Source organism: Hoyosella subflava DQS3-9A1 (assembly GCF_000214175.1).
Taxonomy (GTDB): Bacteria; Actinomycetota; Actinomycetes; order Mycobacteriales; family Mycobacteriaceae; genus Hoyosella; species Hoyosella subflava.
In genome coordinates, this window is the sequence record NC_015564.1 from 655,223 (window position 1) to 672,928 (window position 17,706).

Consider the following 17,706-nt stretch of genomic DNA (forward strand, 5'->3'; position numbering starts at 1 on the left):
TAACCCGTCCTAACGCTCGGCTGCGAGCTCCAGTGGGGGCTCCGCGTGAGGAACGAGCCCCCGGCACGGTTACAGGTTCTTTTCGATCCAGTCTGCGGTGAACTTGTCCTCTTTCTCGTACAGATCGACGAGACTCTGCAGTACGAGCTTCTCGAGTTTGCCGCCCACGATGGGAACACTCACGCGACCTTCAACCGTTGCGTCAACGACGGATCGGTCCCCGTCCGACTTGAGTGTGCGGGTGCCTTTGACGTCACCCGGCCCGCCCTTCATCGTCGCAAAGAGTTCACCTGTCGAGGTGCCGTCGAAGGTCGTCCAGCTTTCCTTGCGTTCGATCACCATGTCGTTCTTGATGACGGTCTGAGCGACTGACGGGAGTTTGGAGCGCGGAATGAACTGCTCGAGTTCGACTGTGATGCCGGAGTCGTCCGCGTTGAACGAAGTGACGCGGGCATTGGTGCCGCCCACAGCAGCGAGGCGGTCCTCCCAGTACTGCTTGGTGGCGATCGCTGTGAAAACTTTCTCAGCAGGAAACGGAAATTCTTTGCGGTACTCAGTGCGGCGAGCCATAACGGGCAGGTTACCGTTCTCTTGTGTCTGCCATCCACTCAACTGACGTTGTGGCGCGGCTCGCTGACGAGTTCGGCGCTGCGGTCTCCTTCGGCACACCGCTCGCTGCGCACACCACGCTGCGGCTGGGCGGCCCGGCAGCGGCGATAGTGACCTGCACGACGACGGACATGCTCGCCGGAGTGGTCCGCAGGCTCGATCAGGAACAGGTTCCCGTCCTGATTCTGGCTGGTGGTTCGAATCTTGTGATCGCTGACGAGGGTGTGGACGCAGTGGTCGTGCGGGTGGCGGCAACGTCGTACTCCATAGACGGCGCTGTTGTCCATGCGGAAGCAGGGACGAACTGGGACACCGTGGTTGCCGCGAGCGTTGTTGCGGGCCTCGGCGGACTGGAGTGCCTGTCCGGAATTCCCGGTTCGACGGGGGCGACGCCCGTCCAGAACGTGGGTGCCTACGGAGTGGAGATCTCGTCGGTTCTCCGCCGTGTGAAACTGCTCGAACGTGCGAGCGGCAACGTGCACTGGGCGGATCCCGCCGACCTGCACCTGTCGTATCGGCATAGCATTCTGAAGAACACCGACACGGCGGTCGTGCTGTCTGTCGAGATGGGTTTGCTTGACGACGGTCTCAGCGCGCCAGTCCGCTACGGCGAGCTGGCGCGCAATCTGGGCGCGGCAGAAGGAGACCGGGTGGCGGCCGCGCAGGTGCGTGACGCTGTGCTGAAACTGCGCGGCAGCAAGGGGATGGTGCTCAACTCTCAGGATCACGACACCTGGAGTGCGGGCTCGTTCTTCACCAACCCGATCGTGTCCCGCGAAGACCTTCCGCGCGTGCTCGCGGCCATCCGTGAGCGCCTGGGTGAAGAGACTGCCGTGCCACAGTTCGCGAGCGCTGACGGCGGCGTGAAACTCTCAGCCGGATGGCTCATTGAGAGGGCTGGGTTCAGCCGTGGCTTTCCCGGCGAAGACGCTCGCGCACGGCTGTCGACGAAGCACACGCTCGCGCTGACGAACCGCGGCGATGCGACCACCGCCGACCTGGTCGGCCTAGCCCGAACGGTGCGAGACGGGGTGCGTGACGCTTTCGGCGTGAACCTGCACCCTGAACCAGTGTTTGTGGGCGCTCAGCTCTGAGCTGGCTCTCGGTGGAACTTTCCGGGTCCCGCCTGCGCTCGTGGTTTGATCATCACCTGGTCGATGTTGACGTGAGAGGGACGCGTCGCGACGAAACCAATCACCTCGGCGATGTCATCGGCGGACAGGGGAGTGAAGCCTTCGTAGACTTTCGCTGCGCGCTCGTCATCACCCTCAAACCGGACCTTGGAGAACTCCGTCTCGACCGCACCGGGAGCAACTTCCGTCAGGCGTACGGGCTTGCCGTGCAACTCGTCGCGCAGGGTGCGGTGCAGAACGCCCTGAGCATGCTTCGCTGACGTATAGCCGGACCCCCCGCTGTAAATTTCGAGCGCTGCGATCGACGTGACTGTCACGATCAGGCCGTCACCAGAGTCGATCAGTTTCGGCAGCAGCGCTTTCGTCATCCGCAAGGTTCCCAGGACATTCGTTTCCCACATCCACCGCCAATTGTCCAGGTCAGCCTCCATGACGGTTTCCAGTCCCTTGGCTCCGCCCGCATTGTTCACCAGCACGCTGACGCGGGGAATAGCCGTCGTGAATGCATGGACGGACTCGTCGTCGGTGACATCGAGTGGCAAGGCGGTTCCACTGATTTCCTGCGCCAGCGCCTCAATCCGGTCGACGCGCCGCGCCCCAACAATGACGTGGAAGCCCGAGTCGGCGAGTGTCCGCGCGGTGGCTTCACCAATTCCAGAACTAGCTCCGGTCACGACCGCGACGCGAGTGTTTTCAGCGATATCCATGATGCTGATGGTAGTAGCGGCCATATAGCGTGGTCGTCATGTTCGCGATCCACCAGACAATCAGCGCAGACGGAACTCGCATCGTTTACCGAACTGCGGGCAACCGTGAGAATCAGGCACTTGTCCTGCTGCACGGCTGGGCCCAATCCTCGGCCTGCTGGGGTGACGGCGTAATCGATTCGCTCGCGGAGTCGTACCGTGTGCTTGCGCTTGATCTACGCGGCCACGGCTACTCGGATGCGCCAGCCGCGGGATATGACGACTCCCAGCGCTGGGCGGACGATGTCGCGGCCGTGCTCCTGCGTGACGCTGCTCGTGACCCGGTGCTCGTTGGCTGGTCGTACGGCGGACTTGTGGCATGCGATTACCTCGCCGTGCACGGCGTGCAAGCTGTGGCGGGTCTCGTCCTAGTCGGTGCGATAACAAGCCTCGGTCGCGATCATCCTGGGGCAGTCACCGGTGACGCGATGAAGCGCGCCATTCCGGGTGCATTCTCTGAAGTGCCGAGAGACGCGATCCGTGCGCTCGGTGGTTTTGGGACGGCGCTTGTTCCGGAGCGTCTGAGTGGAGAACTCGGCGCCGTCCAGCAGGCGCTCTTCGGTGCAAGTCTGGCCACGCCCCCGCGTGTGCGTGAGGCGCTGTTCCGGCGAAGCGTGGACCATGACGAGATGCTCGGAGGCCTGAAGCTACCCACGCTGGTTATGCACGGCACCGAGGATCAGGTCGTGACAATCGAGACCGCGAAACACAGCGCGGGAATGCTGCTCAATGCGCACACTTCCTTCTGGGCTGATTCCGGCCACGCGCCCTTCGTTGAAAATCCTGGTCGATTCGTGGAAGAGATCTCGAACTTTGTGGGTTCACTTAGGAGAGATGCTTTCAGTCGCCGACCCGGCGCGCAGGAGCGCTGAACAGATAGGGCAGGATATCCCCAGTGACCACACCGGACACCTACCGCCGGGCCACCCGCGGGGCTGCGCTTAGCATGCCGTCGCTGCGCCGGATCGCTGTCATCACCGTCCACACGTCGCCGCTGGCCCAACCGGGAACAGGGGATGCGGGCGGCATGAACGTGTATGTGCTGCAAACGGCGAAGGAACTCGCCGCGCGGGGCGTCGAGGTCGAGATCTTCACACGGGCTACCTCATCGGCAGATCCCGCGTCCGTCACCGCGGCCGAGGGTGTGGTTGTCCGCAACATCGTCGCGGGCCCCTTCGAGGGCCTCGGAAAAACCGACTTGCCCAGCCAAATGTGCCCGTTCACCGCGGCAGTGCTCCGCGAAGAAGCAAACCACGCACCCGGCTACTACGATCTCGTCCACTCCCATTATTGGCTTTCCGGCCAGGTCGGCTGGCTAGCGCGCGACCGGTGGTCAGTTCCGCTCGTCCATACGGCGCACACCCTCGCGGCGGTGAAAAACGCGTCACTCGCCGACGGGGACACTCCAGAGCCGCTCGCACGTCGGGCGGGGGAGCAGCAAGTGGCCGATGAAGCTGACCGCCTGGTGGTGAACACCGCGGATGAGCGGACAGCGCTCCAGCACTACTACGGCGCGGATCCCGCGAAGATCGACGTAGTTGCTCCCGGCGCTGACCTGGCGGTGTACCACCCTGCGAGCAAGCACGCGGCGCGGGCGGCGCTGGGGTTTGGCGCGAACGAGACAGTCGTGACGTTTGTGGGGCGCATCCAGCCGCTTAAGGCGCCCGATGTGCTGGTCCGGGCGGTAGCGGAGATTCTACGCAGGGAGCCCGGGCTGTCGTTGCGCCTCGTCATTGTCGGCGGGCACTCGGGCACCGCAGAGCAGTCCTACTCGCTGGTTAGGCTCGCTCACCAGGCAGGCATTGCCGATCGTGTGACGTTCCTGCCGCCGCAGCCGTCGGCGCAACTCGCCGACGTGTACCGAGCCTCCGATCTGGTGGCGGTGCCCAGCTACTCCGAGTCGTTCGGGCTGGTCGCTGTGGAGGCGCAGGCATGCGGAACACCTGTTATCGCCGCAGATGTCGGCGGACTGGGTGTGGCAGTCAACGATGGGGTTACGGGGACCCTCGTCAACGGCCACGCCCCAGGTCTGTGGGCACAAACGATCAGCGAATTGATCCATGATCACGACCGTCGTGCGCGCTACGCCGCCGCGGCGCCGGACCACGCCTCCAACTTTTCTTGGTCCCATACGGCTGATGGATTGCTGCGCAGTTACGACCGCGCGCTCAGCCGAACCGCACTGAGCCCTGTGCTTGCGGGCGCTGACCGGTTACGGAGCCGCGTGACAGATCTTGCGCTGCGTCGCCAGCGCAATAATAGAACGGTCGAGCGCGCAGCGGCGCAACGTTGAGGCGCAACGCGCTTACCATCTGCGCAGGCCTAGCCTTGGTAGCTACCCATGGGGCAGGCAGGATCTTCATTCTCGGCACAGTAGTCCTGGGAAAGATCGTTGCCGGTTGAGCCGTCAGCGCCCGTGGGGCCGCCGAGGACTGCTCCACCGCTCGCGTCCCAATAGCCGCCAGTGTCCGCGCCGTGATTTGGGTTGGTGCAGACCGTGCCCTCGCACTGAACGTAGTGCGGACTGCCGTCAGGGTCGGGGATGGCGTCAGGCCCGACGTAGCTGCCCATGGGGCAGCCCGGATCCTGATTCTGCGCGCAATACTCCTGTGTCAGATCGTTCCCCGTCGAACCATCAGCGCCGGTCGGCCCGCCGTTCGATGGCTGTCCGCTGGCGTCCCAGTGACCGTGGTTGTCGTTGACCGTTACGTGTGGTCCGACGTAACTGCCGACCGGGCACGCGGGATCCTGGTTGTGGGCGCAGTAGTCGTGGGAAAGATCGTTTCCTGCCGAACCATCAGCGCCGGTGGGGCCGCCGCTAACGGGCTGGCCGGAGCTGTCCCAATGTCCTTCGTGTTGCGTTGTCGCTGGGGTGGGGCCTGAAGCCGAGTCCGTCTCGGCAGGTGTGCTGTCGCCACAGGCGGCGAACACTAATGGCAGTGCGCAGATCGCGGCGAGGCGCGCGTACGCGTTCTTCATTTCTCAGTCCTTTCCAGGCAGAAGCCGATCTTGATGCGTTCGTACGCGTATTAAACCCCAAGTGGCCGATACGGGGGCCGAAATAGACGCTGCCGGACGTGGCACTCTGGAGAGGTAAGCCCCCGGAAGGAGACGCGGAAATCATGGCTGACGAGGTCGCACGATCATTCGGCACAATCGAGGAAACGCTGACAGAACGGGAACTTGAGTTCGATCGCCGCGGTGACGAACACGTCATTGTGCAACTGCCCGGCGTCCGCAAACTGAAAACCACCTGTTTGCTCACCGTGAGTGTGCACGGTGTGCGCATCGAGGCATTCGTGTGCCGCCATCCGGACGAGAACGAACCGGCAGTGCATCAGTATTTGCTGCAGCGAAATCGCAAGTTGTACGGGGTTGCGTACACGATCGATCGCAGCGGTGACATCTATCTCGTGGGGCGTATGGCTCATCACGCGGTGACCGCCGACGAACTGGACCGGCTTTTGGGGCAGGTCCTGGAGGCGGCAGACGGCGATTTCAACGTTCTTCTGGAGATCGGTTTCATCTCGTCCATTCGCCGGGAGTGGGCATGGCGAACCTCTCGGGGTGAGCCGCTCGACAATCTGAAGGCCTTCGAACATCTCATAAAAACTGGAGATGGCAACGGCAGCAAGGCTTCTGATACCGAGGAAGGTGCGGGCGCAAAGCCGGGCGGCGGGCAGGGCGCGCGGGACTGACGGAACCGGGTTGCGCGGAAGGGCTGTGAGAAATCGCTTCGGGCGCGGTGCTACGGTGGGCAAAATCACACCGCGAATTCCCCTCAGCGAGGAGCGAGATGAGCTTCCACAGTCCTTTTCCCGATGTCGAGATCCCGGCTACGAGCATCTACGAGTTCTTATTCGGCTCGCTCACGGATGCCGAACTAGAACTCCCCGCTTTCATTGACGGGCCATCCGGGGCGGTGACTACCTACGGCGAATTGATCGCCCACATCAATGGTGTCGCGGGGGCACTTGCCGCGCGCGGGATCGAGCCAGGCGACGTCGTCGCGTTGCATTCACCGAACGTGCCTGCGTTCGGTTCGGTCTTCCACGGCATCCTCCGCGCGGGTGCGACGGCAACGACGATCAATGCGCTGTACACCGCCGACGACATCGCCAAGCAGCTTGAGGATTCCAACGCCAAGTTCCTCTTCACGGTGTCGCCGCTGCTTCCGCAGGCGAAGGCCGGTGCGGAGCAAGCAGGCTTGGCAGCTGACAGGATCGTTGTCCTTGACGGTTCCGAGGGGTATGCCTCGTTGCGTGATCTGCTGACGGAGCTTGCGCCCACCCCGCGTGTGAGCATCGACCCCGAGGAGCACCTGGCCGTCTTGCCGTACTCCTCGGGTACGACTGGGCGACCGAAGGGTGTGATGCTGACACACCGCAATCTCGTTGCGAACGTGTGTCAGGCCAGTGACGGGCTCGGAGGCGGTCAGCACCGGATTCTTTCCGTACTGCCGTTCTTCCACATCTACGGCATGACGGTGCTCCTGAACATCGCGCTTCGCAACAGGTCCACACTAGTGACGATGCCGCGGTTCGATCTCATGGAGTTCCTGCGGATCACATCTGAACACAAGTGCACTCAGGTCTTCATCGCGCCGCCGATCGCCGTGGCGCTGGCAAAGCATCCCGCTGTGGACCAGTTCGATCTGTCCAGCGTCGAACTCGTTTTCTCGGGGGCGGCGCCGCTTGATGCGAATCTTGGCCAGGCTGTCGCTCAGCGCCTCAACTGCCAGGTACGCCAGGGATACGGGATGAGTGAGATGAGCCCGGTAAGCCACCTGATCCCAGTGAACAGAGATGATGTCGCGCTCGACTCGGTTGGTTTCACCGTTCCCAACATGGAGTGCAAACTCGTTGACCCGGGGACTGGCGAGGAGATCCAGGTTCCCGAGTCTGGTGTCAGTGAGCCCGGCGAACTGTGGTGTAAGGGCCCCAACATCATGCGTGGCTACCTCGGCAACGCTGAGGCAACCGCTGAGACGCTCGTGGAAGATGGGTACCTGCGCACCGGTGATATCGCAACCGTCTCGTCGGATGGCGTCGTGTCGATCGTCGACCGTCTGAAAGAACTCATCAAGTACAAGGGGTACCAGGTCCCGCCCGCGGAACTAGAGGCGCTGTTGCTGACGCACCCGCAAATCGCGGATGCGGCCGTCATCGGCGTAACTGACAGCGAGGGTGAGGAAGTGCCGAAGGCATTTGTCGTTCGCCAGGCCGAATCCGGGCTGACTGAGCAGGAGGTCATCGACTTCGTCGCGGAGAAGGTCTCGCCGCACAAGAAGGTCCGTGCGGTGGAGTTCCTCGAGGCGGTGCCTAAGTCCGCGGCCGGAAAGATCCTGCGCAAGGACCTCCGGGCACGGGAGGCGGCGTCAGCCTGAGGGCCAGGTGCGTCTCAGATGCTGAGGCGCGTACCCACTGACAGCACACAAGGGTCCGGTGCTCATGCGAGTATGAAGGTATGAGTATCGGAACCCTTGTTTTGCTTCGTCATGGTGAAAGTGAATGGAACGCCCTCAACCTCTTCACAGGCTGGGTGGACGTGCATCTCACGGAAAAAGGCGTCGGCGAAGGAAAACGAGCCGGTGAGCTTCTCGTCGAGAACGAGGTCCTTCCCGACATCCTTTACACGTCTCTGCTTCGCCGCGCGATCAGCACCGCGCATGTCGCCCTCGACGCCGCGGACCGGCTCTGGATTCCGGTAGTGCGCGATTGGCGCCTGAACGAGCGCCACTATGGCGCGCTGCAGGGTAAGAACAAGGCGCAGGTGCTCGCCGAATTTGGTGACGACCAGTTCATGCTGTGGCGGCGCAGTTACAGCACGCCGCCACCCCCGATTGAGCGTGGCAGCGAGTACAGCCAAGACGCGGACGAGCGCTATGCGGATATCGACGGCGGACCGCTGACCGAGTGCCTGTCTGACGTCGTCACAAGGCTGATTCCGTACTGGGAAGAGACCATCGCGCGTGACTTGCGTGCCGGGAAGACCGTCCTGGTTGCGGCACACGGGAACTCGCTGCGCGCCCTCGTCAAGCATCTTGACGAGATCTCGGACGAGGACATCGCTGGGATGAACATCCCGACGGGTATCCCACTCGTGTACGAATTCAGTGGCGACGATCTCAAGCCAGCGAATCCCGGTGGGACCTACCTCGACCCAGCGGCAGCCGCGGCAGGTGCCGCAGCGGTCGCAGCCCAGGGCAAGTAAGGCTCACGAACCGCGAAAATAACGATCATGAAGTGAATCCGGCGCGGATCTATCCGTTTAGTGAACAATAGGGAAACGCGGATAGTGGAAACTGTGACGTGCATTGAAAAGTGCACCCGAAATTAGGGTGTCTGTTCCTTTTTCCGTACGATTTACACTGTGACGATCGTTCAGGCTGTACTGCTGGCGGTGCTTGCAGCGGCCATAGGTGCGATTGCCGGCTCGGCAATCAATTCGCGACTGCAGGCTCGCGCCAAGGCGCGGGAAGATGCACGTGAGGGTCTGACAGTGTCGCAGGTCCTCGACCTTGTCGTCTCGTCTTCACCAATTGGGATCGCAGTTGTCGACGAGCACCAGCACGTGCTGATGTCCAATCTTCGTGTGGAAGAGCTTGGGGTGGTGCGTAACCACTTGCTCGATGACCGTGCATGGGTTGCCAGTCAAAAGGTGTTCGCCAATGGCGAGAGTGTTGATTTTGACGTGTCGGAAAAAATGCAGCCCTTCGTGCGGGGGGCTGTCGCGGTACGCGGCCACGCACACCTGCTCCATTCTGCCGACCCACGAATTGCCGTGATTTACGCGGAGGATGATTCTGAGCAGGTGCGCATGGAGGCGACACGACGCGATTTCGTTGCCAACGTCAGCCATGAATTGAAAACTCCGGTGGGTGCGGTCAGCCTGCTCACAGAGGCGCTGCTCGAGTCAGTCGACGATCCTGATTCGGTGCGCCACTTCGGGGAGAAGATGCTCCACGAGTCCAATCGGCTTGGGAATATGGTCAGCGAACTCATCGCGCTGTCACGGCTTCAGGGTGCTGAGAAGCTTCCTGATCTCGATGTTGTTGACGTCGATTCGGTGGTATCCGAAGCGATGGAACGCTCTTCGGTCTCCGCTGAAGCCGCGGAAATCACCATTACGACTGATTTCCCCAGTGGTCTCGAGGTACTCGGGGATCGAACGTTGCTCGTCACCGCCCTCACCAACTTGCTGTCGAATGCGATCTCGTATTCGCCCCCCAAGACCCCGGTCACAATCAGCCGGAATTTGCGGGACACCAATGTCGAGATCAGCGTGACAGATCGAGGAATCGGCATTGCCCCGGAATACCATGAACGAGTTTTTGAACGATTCTTCCGGGTGGACAAGGCGCGCTCACGCGCAACCGGCGGGACCGGCTTAGGGCTTGCGATTGTGAAGCATGTTGCGGCAAACCACAATGGTTCGATTCGCATGTGGAGCCGCCCGGGAACTGGATCGACCTTCACCCTGGTACTGCCCGTGTACGTGGAGGCAGATGACGCAGCCGAGGAAACTCCCCTTGGCCGGGGTCCAGGGGAACCCAGAGTGGAACTCAGAGCGAAAAACAGAGAGGAAGTACGCCGGTGACAAGTGTGCTGATCGTCGAAGACGAGGAATCCCTGGCCGACCCGCTAGCATTCCTGCTCCGCAAAGAGGGGTTCGAGGTCACCATCGCTGCCGACGGTCCTGCAGCTCTGGATTCATTCGACAACGCAGGCGCGGACATTGTTCTGCTCGACATCATGCTTCCCGGTATGAGCGGTACCGAAGTGTGCAAGCAACTGCGGGCACGTTCCACGGTGCCCGTGATCATGGTGACGGCCCGGGACAGCGAAATCGACAAAGTGGTCGGGCTCGAAATCGGCGCGGACGACTATGTCACGAAACCCTATTCGTCGCGAGAGTTGATTGCGCGTATCCGCGCGGTCCTGCGCCGAGGTGTGGAGCCCGAGGCAGAACCGTCCGGTGACACGGTTCTTGAAGCGGGGCCGGTCCGTATGGATGTCGACCGGCACATCGTGCAGGTCAGTGGCGCATCTGTCACGCTGCCATTGAAGGAATTTGACCTGCTGGAGTATTTGCTGCGCAACAGTGGACGGGTGCTTACTCGTGGCCAACTGATCGATCGGGTCTGGGGCGCCGATTACGTCGGTGACACCAAGACACTTGACGTCCATGTGAAGCGGCTGCGTTCGAAGATCGAGCTGGACCCGGCCAAGCCCCGGCATCTTGTGACTGTGCGAGGGCTCGGATACAAGCTCGAGCCGTGATTTCAGGTCATCCGCACTGGTTCTGAACAGCCGCGCTAGAAGCAACTAACGCGGCTGACTCATTGCTACCGCGGCCGCTTAGCCCCAGTGGGGTCAGGCTTGCTTGGTCGCCGGGTGGATCGCGATGAGCCTGTGATTCCCGTGATCTCCGCGGCGCTTGCAGATTTTCGCGAGCTTCTTGTACGCGTCCTCACCGATCAGCGCGCGCAACTCGGGACCGTAGGACTTCCAGACAGGTTCGGCCCCGATGTGCGCTTCGGGTGAGGAGGTGCACCACCAAGTGAGATCGGCGCCACCCGATCCCCAGCCGCGCCGGTCGAACTCGGTCAGGGTGGTCTTCAGGACCTGCTCGCCGTCGGCACGTGTTATCCATTCCTGTGAGCGGCGAATGGGCAATTGCCAGCACACATCCGGCTTGAGTTCGAGCGGATGCCTTCCCGTTCGCAACGCGAGGCCGTGTAGCGAACACCCCGGCCCGCCCGCGAATCCAGGCCGATTCAGGAAGACGCATGCGCCGTCGTGCTGCCGGGTCCGAAGGGCATCTTCGCCCTCCAGTTCGTCAGTCTCGAAGATCTCGGGCTCGCCATAAAACTGCCAGTCGTCCTGGGTTAGTTCCTCCGCTGCCCGCGATACACGATCCCGGTCTTCGTCGTCGGCGAGGAAGGCGCCGTGGGAACAGCAGCCGTCGGAAGCCCGGCCCGGCACAATGCCATGGCATTTCGGCGTGCCGAAGACGCATGTCCAGCGCGAGAGCAGCCAGGTCAGGTCGGCGCTGATCAGGTGATCTGAATCCGATGGGTCAAGGAACTCGACCCATTCACGTGGAAAGTCAGGCGCGACTTCGGGGACACTTGGGCGAGGCGGGGTCACAGGGTCCGACGGTAGCGGTCTAAGTTGGACATGTGCGCCTTGGGGTCCTCGATGTGGGCAGTAATACGGTCCATCTGTTGATGGTAGACGCTCATCGTGGTGGTCATCCCACCCCGATGAGTTCGACGAAAGCAGCGCTGCGGCTTGCCGAGCAGATGGATAAGAATGGTGATCTAACGAAGAAGTGCGCTGACAGCCTTGTCACAACGGTTGCCGAGTTCTCGGGTATCGCGCAGTCGTCCGGCTGTGAGGAACTGATGGCATTCGCAACGTCCGCGGTCCGCGACGCGAAGAATTCTGAGGCTGTGCTGGCGCGCGTCAAGGAAGAAGCAGGGGTGGCTCTCGAGGTGCTCCCGGGCGTGGAGGAAGCCCGCCTTACCTTTCTTGCTGTGCGTCGCTGGTACGGGTGGAGCGCTGGGCGAATCCTGAACCTCGATATTGGCGGTGGATCACTCGAAATCAGCACGGGTATCGACGAAGATCCTGATGCGGCGATGTCCCTTCCGCTGGGTGCTGGCCGCCTCACCCGGGACTGGCTGCCGGAGGACCCTCCTGATCGGCGCCGTATCGCTGTGCTGCGCGACTGGCTTGATGCTGAACTCTCCGACGTGGCGAAGCAGATCACGGAAACGGGGAGACCGGATTTAGTCGTCGCTACCTCCAAGACTTTCCGGTCTCTGGCGCGGTTGACGGGTGCCGCGCCCTCCTCTGCCGGCCCGCGGGTGAAACGGACCCTGACAGAGGCAGGGCTGCGTCAGATCATCGCCTTCATCTCGCGGATGACAGCCTCCGATCGCGCGGAACTCGAAGGGGTGAGTTCGGATCGTGCTCCACAGATCGTCGCGGGCGCTCTTGTCGCGGAGGCGGCCATGCGTGCGCTGAGGATCGATACGGTGGATATTTGCCCCTGGGCACTGCGAGAGGGTCTAATTCTCCGCAAGCTCGACACCGGGTTCGGCAACGGGGAAACGGGCGAATGATCGGCTGGGAGCGAGACACAGTGAGTGCAGTGCAGTGACGTACGGAACGCGGGGGACGCCGCGCAACATCAGGGTGGGCCTGTCCACTGCCTCGGTCTATCCGCAAAACACCGAGGCAGCGTTTCAGTACGCCGCGGAACTCGGTTATGACGGTGTTGAAGTCATGGTCTGGGCTGAGCAGATTAGCCAGGACACCGGAATGATTGCGGAGCTGTCGAAGCGGTACGGTGTTCCGATCCTGTCGATCCATGCGCCGTGCTTGCTGATCTCACAGCGTGTGTGGGGTTCCGACCCCGCGACGAAGCTGGACCGGTCTGCTCAGATGGCCGCGGACTTGGGCGCGGATACGGTGGTCGTGCATCCGCCGTTCAGATGGCAGCGCAAGTACGTGGATGGCTTCGCGGATCAGGTGATGGGTCTTGAAGCGAGTACCGGCGTGAATATCGCGGTCGAGAATATGTTTCCCATGCGCGCCGACCGGTTGTTCGGGAAGCGAACGAAGTCTGCGGAGCGCATGCGTGTGCGGGGCGGCCCCGGACGTGCGGTCTCCGCCTTCGCGCCGTCATATGACCCGACAGATGTCGATCACCCGCATTTCACACTCGACCTTTCACACACCGCCACTGCTGGTATGGACGCGATTGAGCTCGCGGAGCGGATGGGGGAGCGGCTAGTTCACGTGCACCTCGCGGATGGACGCGGCGCATCGGTCGATGAGCATTTGCTCCCGGGGCACGGAACGCAGCCGTGCGCCGAGATCTGTCAGCGACTGGCCGAGCAGAACTTCGAGGGCCAGGTTGTACTCGAGATCAGCACGAAGCATGCCCGCACGACTGGTGAGCGTTCCATGATGCTCGGAGAGGCCTTGCAGTTCGCCAGGAGTCACCTTGGTGTCAGTGCTGGCGATGCGTCGCAGCCCTGACGCACGCACGGTGCGGCGGCTAGCGATCGCCGCCCAGGTCATGGCAACGTACTCGCCATGACCACAATTGCTGTTATTGGTGGCGGACGCATCGGCGAAGCCCTGATTTCCGGACTGCTCGCTTCAGGTCGCGAACCGCGTGACGTTGTCGTTTCTGAAAGGGTGGTGAGCCGCGCGTCTGAGCTGTGCCGGAAGTTCGGTATCCGGACGCTGTCACTTCGCGATGCGTCCGAAAGCGCTGATGTGGTGGTAATTGCGACTAAACCGGGCGACGTGGGCAGCGTTGTCGACCACCTCGTCCAGGTGCTTGATGATTCGGATCGCGAGAAAACTGTCGTTTCTCTCGTCGCCGGTCTCACCGCGGGCTGGTACGAGGCCAAGTTACCCGCGGGCACACCCGTCGTGCGGGTAATGCCGAACACTCCGATGCTGGTCAACCAAGGTATGTGTGTTGTCGCGCCGGGCCGCTACGCCGCTGAAGAACACGTCGCGCTGGTCGAAGAGATGCTGCGTCCGGTCGGGCGTGTGATGACGGTGCGAGAGCAGATGATGGACGTGATCACCGCGGTTTCCGGTTCCGGTCCCGCGTACTTCTTCTTGGTGGTCGAAGCGATGGCGGACGCCGCGGTGAAGCTTGGGCTTACGCGGGACGCCGCCATGGAATTAGTTGTTCAAACAATGACTGGTTCTGCAGCAATGCTCCAGCGAACCCTCGATGAGGGTGGCCCCGCGGTGCTTACTGCGGCGAACGAATTGCGCTACGCGGTGACGTCGCCGGGCGGAACGACCGCTGCCGGCCTCGCTGAACTCGAACGGAACGGGTTGCGCACGAGTATCTTTGAGGCGCTGGAGGCGGCTCGGGATCGCTCGGTCGAGCTCGGTAAACAACTCGACTGATAGTTGCGGTAGCTAATACCACACAATCGATCTTGTGCCAATTAGGCACACCCGTCGCATTGTGCCCAGTTGTCCCGCTAAGCTCGATAGAGCACGCACGTGTCGACACCGTCGGAGGGGAAGCCGACGGCGCGAGTCGTGCTGGAGGTGAGAACAACATGGCGGCGGATGAATCGCCCACGGCAGGGTCGGCGGATAACGTCACCCAATCGGTTTTTGGCGCGACCAAGTTTCTGACGGTTGCTGAAGTGGCTTCGATGATGCGGGTTTCGAAAATGACCGTGTATCGGCTTGTACACGGCGGTGACCTGCCCGCGGTTCGCGTCGGCAGGTCATTCCGGGTTCAGGCACAAGCCGTTGATGACTATTTGCGGAAGTCGTATTTCGACGCGGGATAGCGTTTCTGGGCCCTCGGTTAACAGGTTGAGCGCGATCGCCGGTAACATCGATCCTCGGCGCGCTAGCCGACTGGCTTATAGTCAACGCCTGGGACGCCGGGCGCTGGCCCGGCCAGTGTTGATCAGAGGTTTCTTAGGGATCTCTTTGGCGCAACTCGGCTGGCCGGCAGGTTCCACTATGCGCGGAAACGCGTGTGAAGCAGATGACGTTGAGCAGAACGAGGTGCACCCACAATGGGTTCAGTAATCAAGAAGCGACGCAAGCGTATGTCGAAGAAGAAGCACCGCAAGCTTCTGCGTCGTACGCGGGTGCAGCGTCGTAAACTCGGTAAGTGATCCGCGCGGGGCAGGGCCCGTATAGGGTCTGCCCGACGCGTTGATGCATTGCATCCCTGCCCGTCACCCGATAGGTGGCGGGCTGGTGTGTTATTACCGCGCTAGGCGCGGGTGGATGTCGTGTTGACCGTTGTCTCACCTCCCCGTATCGGATTAGGGTAGGGGTGGTGAAAACGATGGTGGAGGGGCCTGGGACTTCCGGTGTGGAGGTTCCTGGGGACGCCAGTTACTCAGCGGGGGCCAGCACAGTGGTGGATAGTGCCGACAGTGGCGTTGTGTCCATGCGCGATGAGTCGTCGGATACATCTGACGCTGCGGCGACGGATACGTCAGCGACTGGCTCGTCCACCGCCGCCGTGAGCGGCGAGGATGAGGGTGATTCCGCGCGTCCTGCTCGGGATAATCGCCCACGCGTCGTTCTAGTCACGGGTGCAAGCCGCTTTCTCGGCGGCTTCCTGACAGCTCGTCTTGCGCAGAATCCCGATATTGAGCGCGTCATCGCGGTTGATGCCGTTCCGCCGTCGAAAGACATGCGGCGACGAATGGGGCGAGCCGACTTCGTCCGCGCCGATATTCGCAATCCGCTGATTGCCAAGGTGGTGCGCAATGCGGAGGTCGACACTGTCGTACACCTTTCGATGTCATCGCATCCGTCGCGTGCCGGGGGGCGCGCGGCCACGAAAGAGATGAATGTCATCGGTGCAATGCAACTGCTCGCCGCGTGCCAGAAATCCTCCTCCGTCAAGCGCGTAGTCCTGAAATCGTCGTCCACGATCTACGGATCGAGTTCCAAGGACCCCGCGATGTTCACCGAGGAGATGAGTGCGCGGCGGCCACCGAAAAGCGGCTACGCCAGGGACTGCCTCGACGTCGAGGGGTACACGCGCGCACTGGGCCGGCGCAGGCCTGACATCGCGACAACAATCTTGCGGCTCGCGCCAATTATCGGTCCCCGTCTGGAAACCGAACTCAGCCGATTTCTCCTGCAGCCGCTCGTGCCAACGATCATGGGCCGGGATCCTCGCATGCAGCTACTGCATGAGGAGGACGCGCTTGCCGCGCTCGAGCGTTCCGCAATCTCGCAGGCATCTGGCACGTTCAATATCGCTGCAGATGGAGTCGTCGCCCTTTCTCAAGCGATCAGGCGGGCCGGTGGAGTGCAGGCCCCGATGTTCCCTGCCGCATTCGCGATGCTTTCAGGCTTGCAGAAACGTCTCGGCATGCATGACTACAGCAGCGATCAGTTCGATTACCTCGTGTTCGGTTGCGGTATGGACACGACGCGAATGCAGACCAGGCTAGGTTTTCGGCCGCGTTGGACGACGCTCGAGGCGTTCGATGATCTTCTCCGGAGTCGCAGATCAACATCGGTTATTGATCCGGACACAGTACGCAGGCTTGAATCGAAGGTAGTCGCCGCGGCAGCGCGGTGGGCATGAATCCGAGGGAGACAACGGACGTGGCGAAAGTTATTCCGCTGCATGGCGATGGATATGGCCGCCGGGGCCGAGGGGCGCAGCAGAGCGAAGAGGAGTTCGTCGATCCTCACCATCCGTCGGTCGATGCGGACGCACCCAACGATCTCGGCGCGGAATCAGACGAGTCGACGGAAGCGGACGCGCCAGAGCAGGAGGACAGGGGATCCGGTAATTTCGCGCTCCCCATCCCGATTCCGCTCGGCGGTGTGCGGCACAAACTTGCCGGGCAGGTCGCGGAAACGGCGGCGTTCTTGCGACGCCGCGTCACCGGGGACTACGAGGTCGACGAGTTCGGGTATGACGAGCACCTCAACGATGGGGTGCTTCTGCCGATCCTGCGGCCTCTGTATGAGAAGTGGTTCCGCATCGACGTCTCGGGGATTGAGAATCTCCCCGATCGCGGTGCAGCGCTTGTAGTCGCGAACCATGCGGGCGTCATTCCGATTGACGGTTTGATGACGTCGGTCGCGGTGCATGATCGCACCCCCAACCACCGCCCCATGCGGATGCTTGCCGCAGACCTGGTCTTCGAGACGCCTGTCATCTCAATGCTCGCGCGTAAAGCTGGCCACACCCTGGCCTGCAACCCGGATGCGGAGCGCCTGCTGCGCAACGGAGAACTCACCGCGGTCTTCCCCGAGGGCTTCAAGGGAATCGGTAAGCCGTACGCGGATCGCTACAAGCTGCAGCGGTTCGGCCGGGGCGGTTTCGTGTCGGCGGCGTTGCGGACCGGTGCGCCGATTATCCCGTGCTCGATTGTCGGTTCGGAGGAGATCTATCCGAAGGTTGCAGACTTCAAACTGCTCGCCCGACTACTCGGACTGCCGTACTTCCCGATCACGCCGCTCTTCCCGCTCCTGGGACCGCTCGGGGCGATTCCGCTACCAACCAAGTGGCATATCGTGTTCGGGGAACCCATCGACACTCGTGAATACGGCAGCGCCTCCGCAGAGGACCCGATGGTCGTTTTCGACCTGACCGACCAAGTGCGTGAAACTATTCAGCAGACGCTTTACAGGGTCCTAGCGAATCGCCGGAATATCTTCCTGGGGTAA

At 62.1% G+C, this 17,706-nt stretch carries 18 protein-coding genes and 1 pseudogene; 15 read left to right on the top strand and 4 right to left on the bottom strand.

All coding sequences use genetic code 11. The features are described 5' to 3' along the window. Positions 1–69: 69 nt before the first annotated feature. Positions 70–570: a DUF2505 domain-containing protein gene (locus AS9A_RS03020; RefSeq protein WP_013805422.1), complete on the bottom strand. Its 501-nt coding sequence runs from the start codon at positions 568–570 to the stop codon at positions 70–72. A 23-nt stretch (positions 571–593) separates the two neighbouring features. Between AS9A_RS03020 and AS9A_RS03025 the strand changes: the two genes are divergently transcribed. Beyond that, the gene (locus tag AS9A_RS03025; protein ID WP_013805423.1) at positions 594–1,703 is read left to right on the top strand and encodes a UDP-N-acetylmuramate dehydrogenase; all 1,110 of its coding nucleotides are present in this window, start codon (positions 594–596) and stop codon (positions 1,701–1,703) included. Here AS9A_RS03025 and AS9A_RS03030 read toward each other — a convergent pair. After that, positions 1,694–2,449, bottom strand: coding sequence for an SDR family NAD(P)-dependent oxidoreductase (locus AS9A_RS03030; protein ID WP_041451447.1), 756 nt, complete (start codon positions 2,447–2,449; stop codon positions 1,694–1,696). The two genes, AS9A_RS03025 and AS9A_RS03030, sit on opposite strands and share 10 nt — an antisense overlap. A 38-nt stretch (positions 2,450–2,487) precedes the next feature. Between AS9A_RS03030 and AS9A_RS03035 the strand changes: the two genes are divergently transcribed. Continuing rightward, positions 2,488–3,360: an alpha/beta fold hydrolase gene (locus AS9A_RS03035; protein ID WP_041451448.1), complete on the top strand. Its 873-nt coding sequence runs from the start codon at positions 2,488–2,490 to the stop codon at positions 3,358–3,360. 74 nt (positions 3,361–3,434) lie between these two features. Then, complete coding sequence (mshA, locus tag AS9A_RS03040; protein WP_049793832.1) at positions 3,435–4,781, top strand: D-inositol-3-phosphate glycosyltransferase; 1,347 nt, start codon at positions 3,435–3,437, stop codon at positions 4,779–4,781. A gap of 32 nt (positions 4,782–4,813) precedes the next feature. Here the strand turns inward: mshA and AS9A_RS03045 are convergent. Further along, positions 4,814–5,467, bottom strand: a pseudogene (locus tag AS9A_RS03045) (Mesocentin); the annotation flags it as partial. A 143-nt stretch (positions 5,468–5,610) separates the two neighbouring features. Here AS9A_RS03045 and AS9A_RS03050 point away from each other — a divergent pair. The 5 genes from AS9A_RS03050 (at position 5,611) to AS9A_RS03070 (ending at position 10,770) form a co-directional block, all read left to right on the top strand. After that, the gene (locus AS9A_RS03050) at positions 5,611–6,186 is read left to right on the top strand and encodes a type III secretion system chaperone family protein (RefSeq protein WP_013805428.1); all 576 of its coding nucleotides are present in this window, start codon (positions 5,611–5,613) and stop codon (positions 6,184–6,186) included. Between the two features lie 98 nt (positions 6,187–6,284). Next, the gene (locus AS9A_RS03055; protein ID WP_013805429.1) at positions 6,285–7,874 is read left to right on the top strand and encodes an AMP-binding protein; all 1,590 of its coding nucleotides are present in this window, start codon (positions 6,285–6,287) and stop codon (positions 7,872–7,874) included. Positions 7,875–7,954: 80 nt separating this feature from the next. Continuing rightward, positions 7,955–8,701, top strand: coding sequence for a phosphoglyceromutase (locus AS9A_RS03060; protein ID WP_013805430.1), 747 nt, complete (start codon positions 7,955–7,957; stop codon positions 8,699–8,701). 159 nt (positions 8,702–8,860) lie between these two features. Continuing rightward, the gene (locus tag AS9A_RS03065) at positions 8,861–10,087 is read left to right on the top strand and encodes a sensor histidine kinase (RefSeq protein ID WP_013805431.1); all 1,227 of its coding nucleotides are present in this window, start codon (positions 8,861–8,863) and stop codon (positions 10,085–10,087) included. Next, entirely contained in the window at positions 10,084–10,770 is a 687-nt protein-coding gene (locus AS9A_RS03070) for a response regulator transcription factor (protein ID WP_013805432.1), read from the top strand. The genes AS9A_RS03065 and AS9A_RS03070 overlap by 4 nt, the downstream gene beginning before the upstream one ends. Positions 10,771–10,863: 93 nt before the next feature. Here AS9A_RS03070 and AS9A_RS03075 read toward each other — a convergent pair whose 3' ends face one another. Beyond that, entirely contained in the window at positions 10,864–11,640 is a 777-nt protein-coding gene (locus AS9A_RS03075) for a hypothetical protein (protein WP_013805433.1), read from the bottom strand. Positions 11,641–11,672: 32 nt separating this feature from the next. Here AS9A_RS03075 and AS9A_RS03080 point away from each other — a divergent pair, with 32 nt between their 5' ends. The 7 genes from AS9A_RS03080 (at position 11,673) to AS9A_RS03105 (ending at position 17,706) form a co-directional block, all read left to right on the top strand. Next, a complete protein-coding gene (locus AS9A_RS03080; RefSeq protein ID WP_013805434.1) occupies positions 11,673–12,620 on the top strand; it encodes a Ppx/GppA phosphatase family protein in 948 nt (315 codons plus the stop codon). A 34-nt stretch (positions 12,621–12,654) separates the two neighbouring features. After that, complete coding sequence (locus AS9A_RS03085; protein ID WP_013805435.1) at positions 12,655–13,542, top strand: sugar phosphate isomerase/epimerase family protein; 888 nt, start codon at positions 12,655–12,657, stop codon at positions 13,540–13,542. Between the two features lie 57 nt (positions 13,543–13,599). Next, on the top strand, positions 13,600–14,439 hold the full coding sequence (gene proC, locus AS9A_RS03090; protein WP_013805436.1) for a pyrroline-5-carboxylate reductase: 840 nt from the start codon (positions 13,600–13,602) through the stop codon (positions 14,437–14,439). A 158-nt stretch (positions 14,440–14,597) separates the two neighbouring features. Then, positions 14,598–14,837, top strand: a complete 240-nt coding sequence (locus tag AS9A_RS03095) for a helix-turn-helix domain-containing protein (protein WP_013805437.1) — start codon at positions 14,598–14,600, stop codon at positions 14,835–14,837. Positions 14,838–15,071: 234 nt separating this feature from the next. Continuing rightward, the gene (locus AS9A_RS23100) at positions 15,072–15,173 is read left to right on the top strand and encodes a 30S ribosomal protein bS22 (protein WP_003402602.1); all 102 of its coding nucleotides are present in this window, start codon (positions 15,072–15,074) and stop codon (positions 15,171–15,173) included. Positions 15,174–15,340: 167 nt separating this feature from the next. Next, positions 15,341–16,612 carry an NAD-dependent epimerase/dehydratase family protein gene (locus tag AS9A_RS03100; protein ID WP_013805440.1) on the top strand — a complete coding sequence of 424 codons (1,272 nt, stop codon included), beginning with the start codon at positions 15,341–15,343 and terminating at the stop codon, positions 16,610–16,612. Beyond that, complete coding sequence (locus tag AS9A_RS03105; RefSeq protein ID WP_041451452.1) at positions 16,609–17,706, top strand: lysophospholipid acyltransferase family protein; 1,098 nt, start codon at positions 16,609–16,611, stop codon at positions 17,704–17,706. The genes AS9A_RS03100 and AS9A_RS03105 overlap by 4 nt, the downstream gene beginning before the upstream one ends.

Excerpts from the sequence above, each read along its gene's own strand:
- AS9A_RS03030 (WP_041451447.1), bottom strand. The coding sequence starts at position 2,449 with ATGGATATCGCTGAAAACACTCGCGTCGCGGTCGTGACCGGAGCTAGT.
- AS9A_RS03105 (WP_041451452.1), top strand. The coding sequence starts at position 16,609 with ATGAATCCGAGGGAGACAACGGACGTGGCGAAAGTTATTCCGCTGCAT.
- AS9A_RS03050 (WP_013805428.1), top strand. The coding sequence starts at position 5,611 with ATGGCTGACGAGGTCGCACGATCATTCGGCACAATCGAGGAAACGCTG.
- AS9A_RS03035 (WP_041451448.1), top strand. The coding sequence starts at position 2,488 with ATGTTCGCGATCCACCAGACAATCAGCGCAGACGGAACTCGCATCGTT.
- mshA (WP_049793832.1), top strand. The coding sequence starts at position 3,435 with ATGCCGTCGCTGCGCCGGATCGCTGTCATCACCGTCCACACGTCGCCG.
- AS9A_RS03095 (WP_013805437.1), top strand. The coding sequence starts at position 14,598 with ATGGCGGCGGATGAATCGCCCACGGCAGGGTCGGCGGATAACGTCACC.
- AS9A_RS03060 (WP_013805430.1), top strand. The coding sequence starts at position 7,955 with ATGAGTATCGGAACCCTTGTTTTGCTTCGTCATGGTGAAAGTGAATGG.
- AS9A_RS03055 (WP_013805429.1), top strand. The coding sequence starts at position 6,285 with ATGAGCTTCCACAGTCCTTTTCCCGATGTCGAGATCCCGGCTACGAGC.
- AS9A_RS23100 (WP_003402602.1), top strand. The coding sequence starts at position 15,072 with ATGGGTTCAGTAATCAAGAAGCGACGCAAGCGTATGTCGAAGAAGAAG.
- AS9A_RS03020 (WP_013805422.1), bottom strand. The coding sequence starts at position 570 with ATGGCTCGCCGCACTGAGTACCGCAAAGAATTTCCGTTTCCTGCTGAG.
- proC (WP_013805436.1), top strand. The coding sequence starts at position 13,600 with ATGACCACAATTGCTGTTATTGGTGGCGGACGCATCGGCGAAGCCCTG.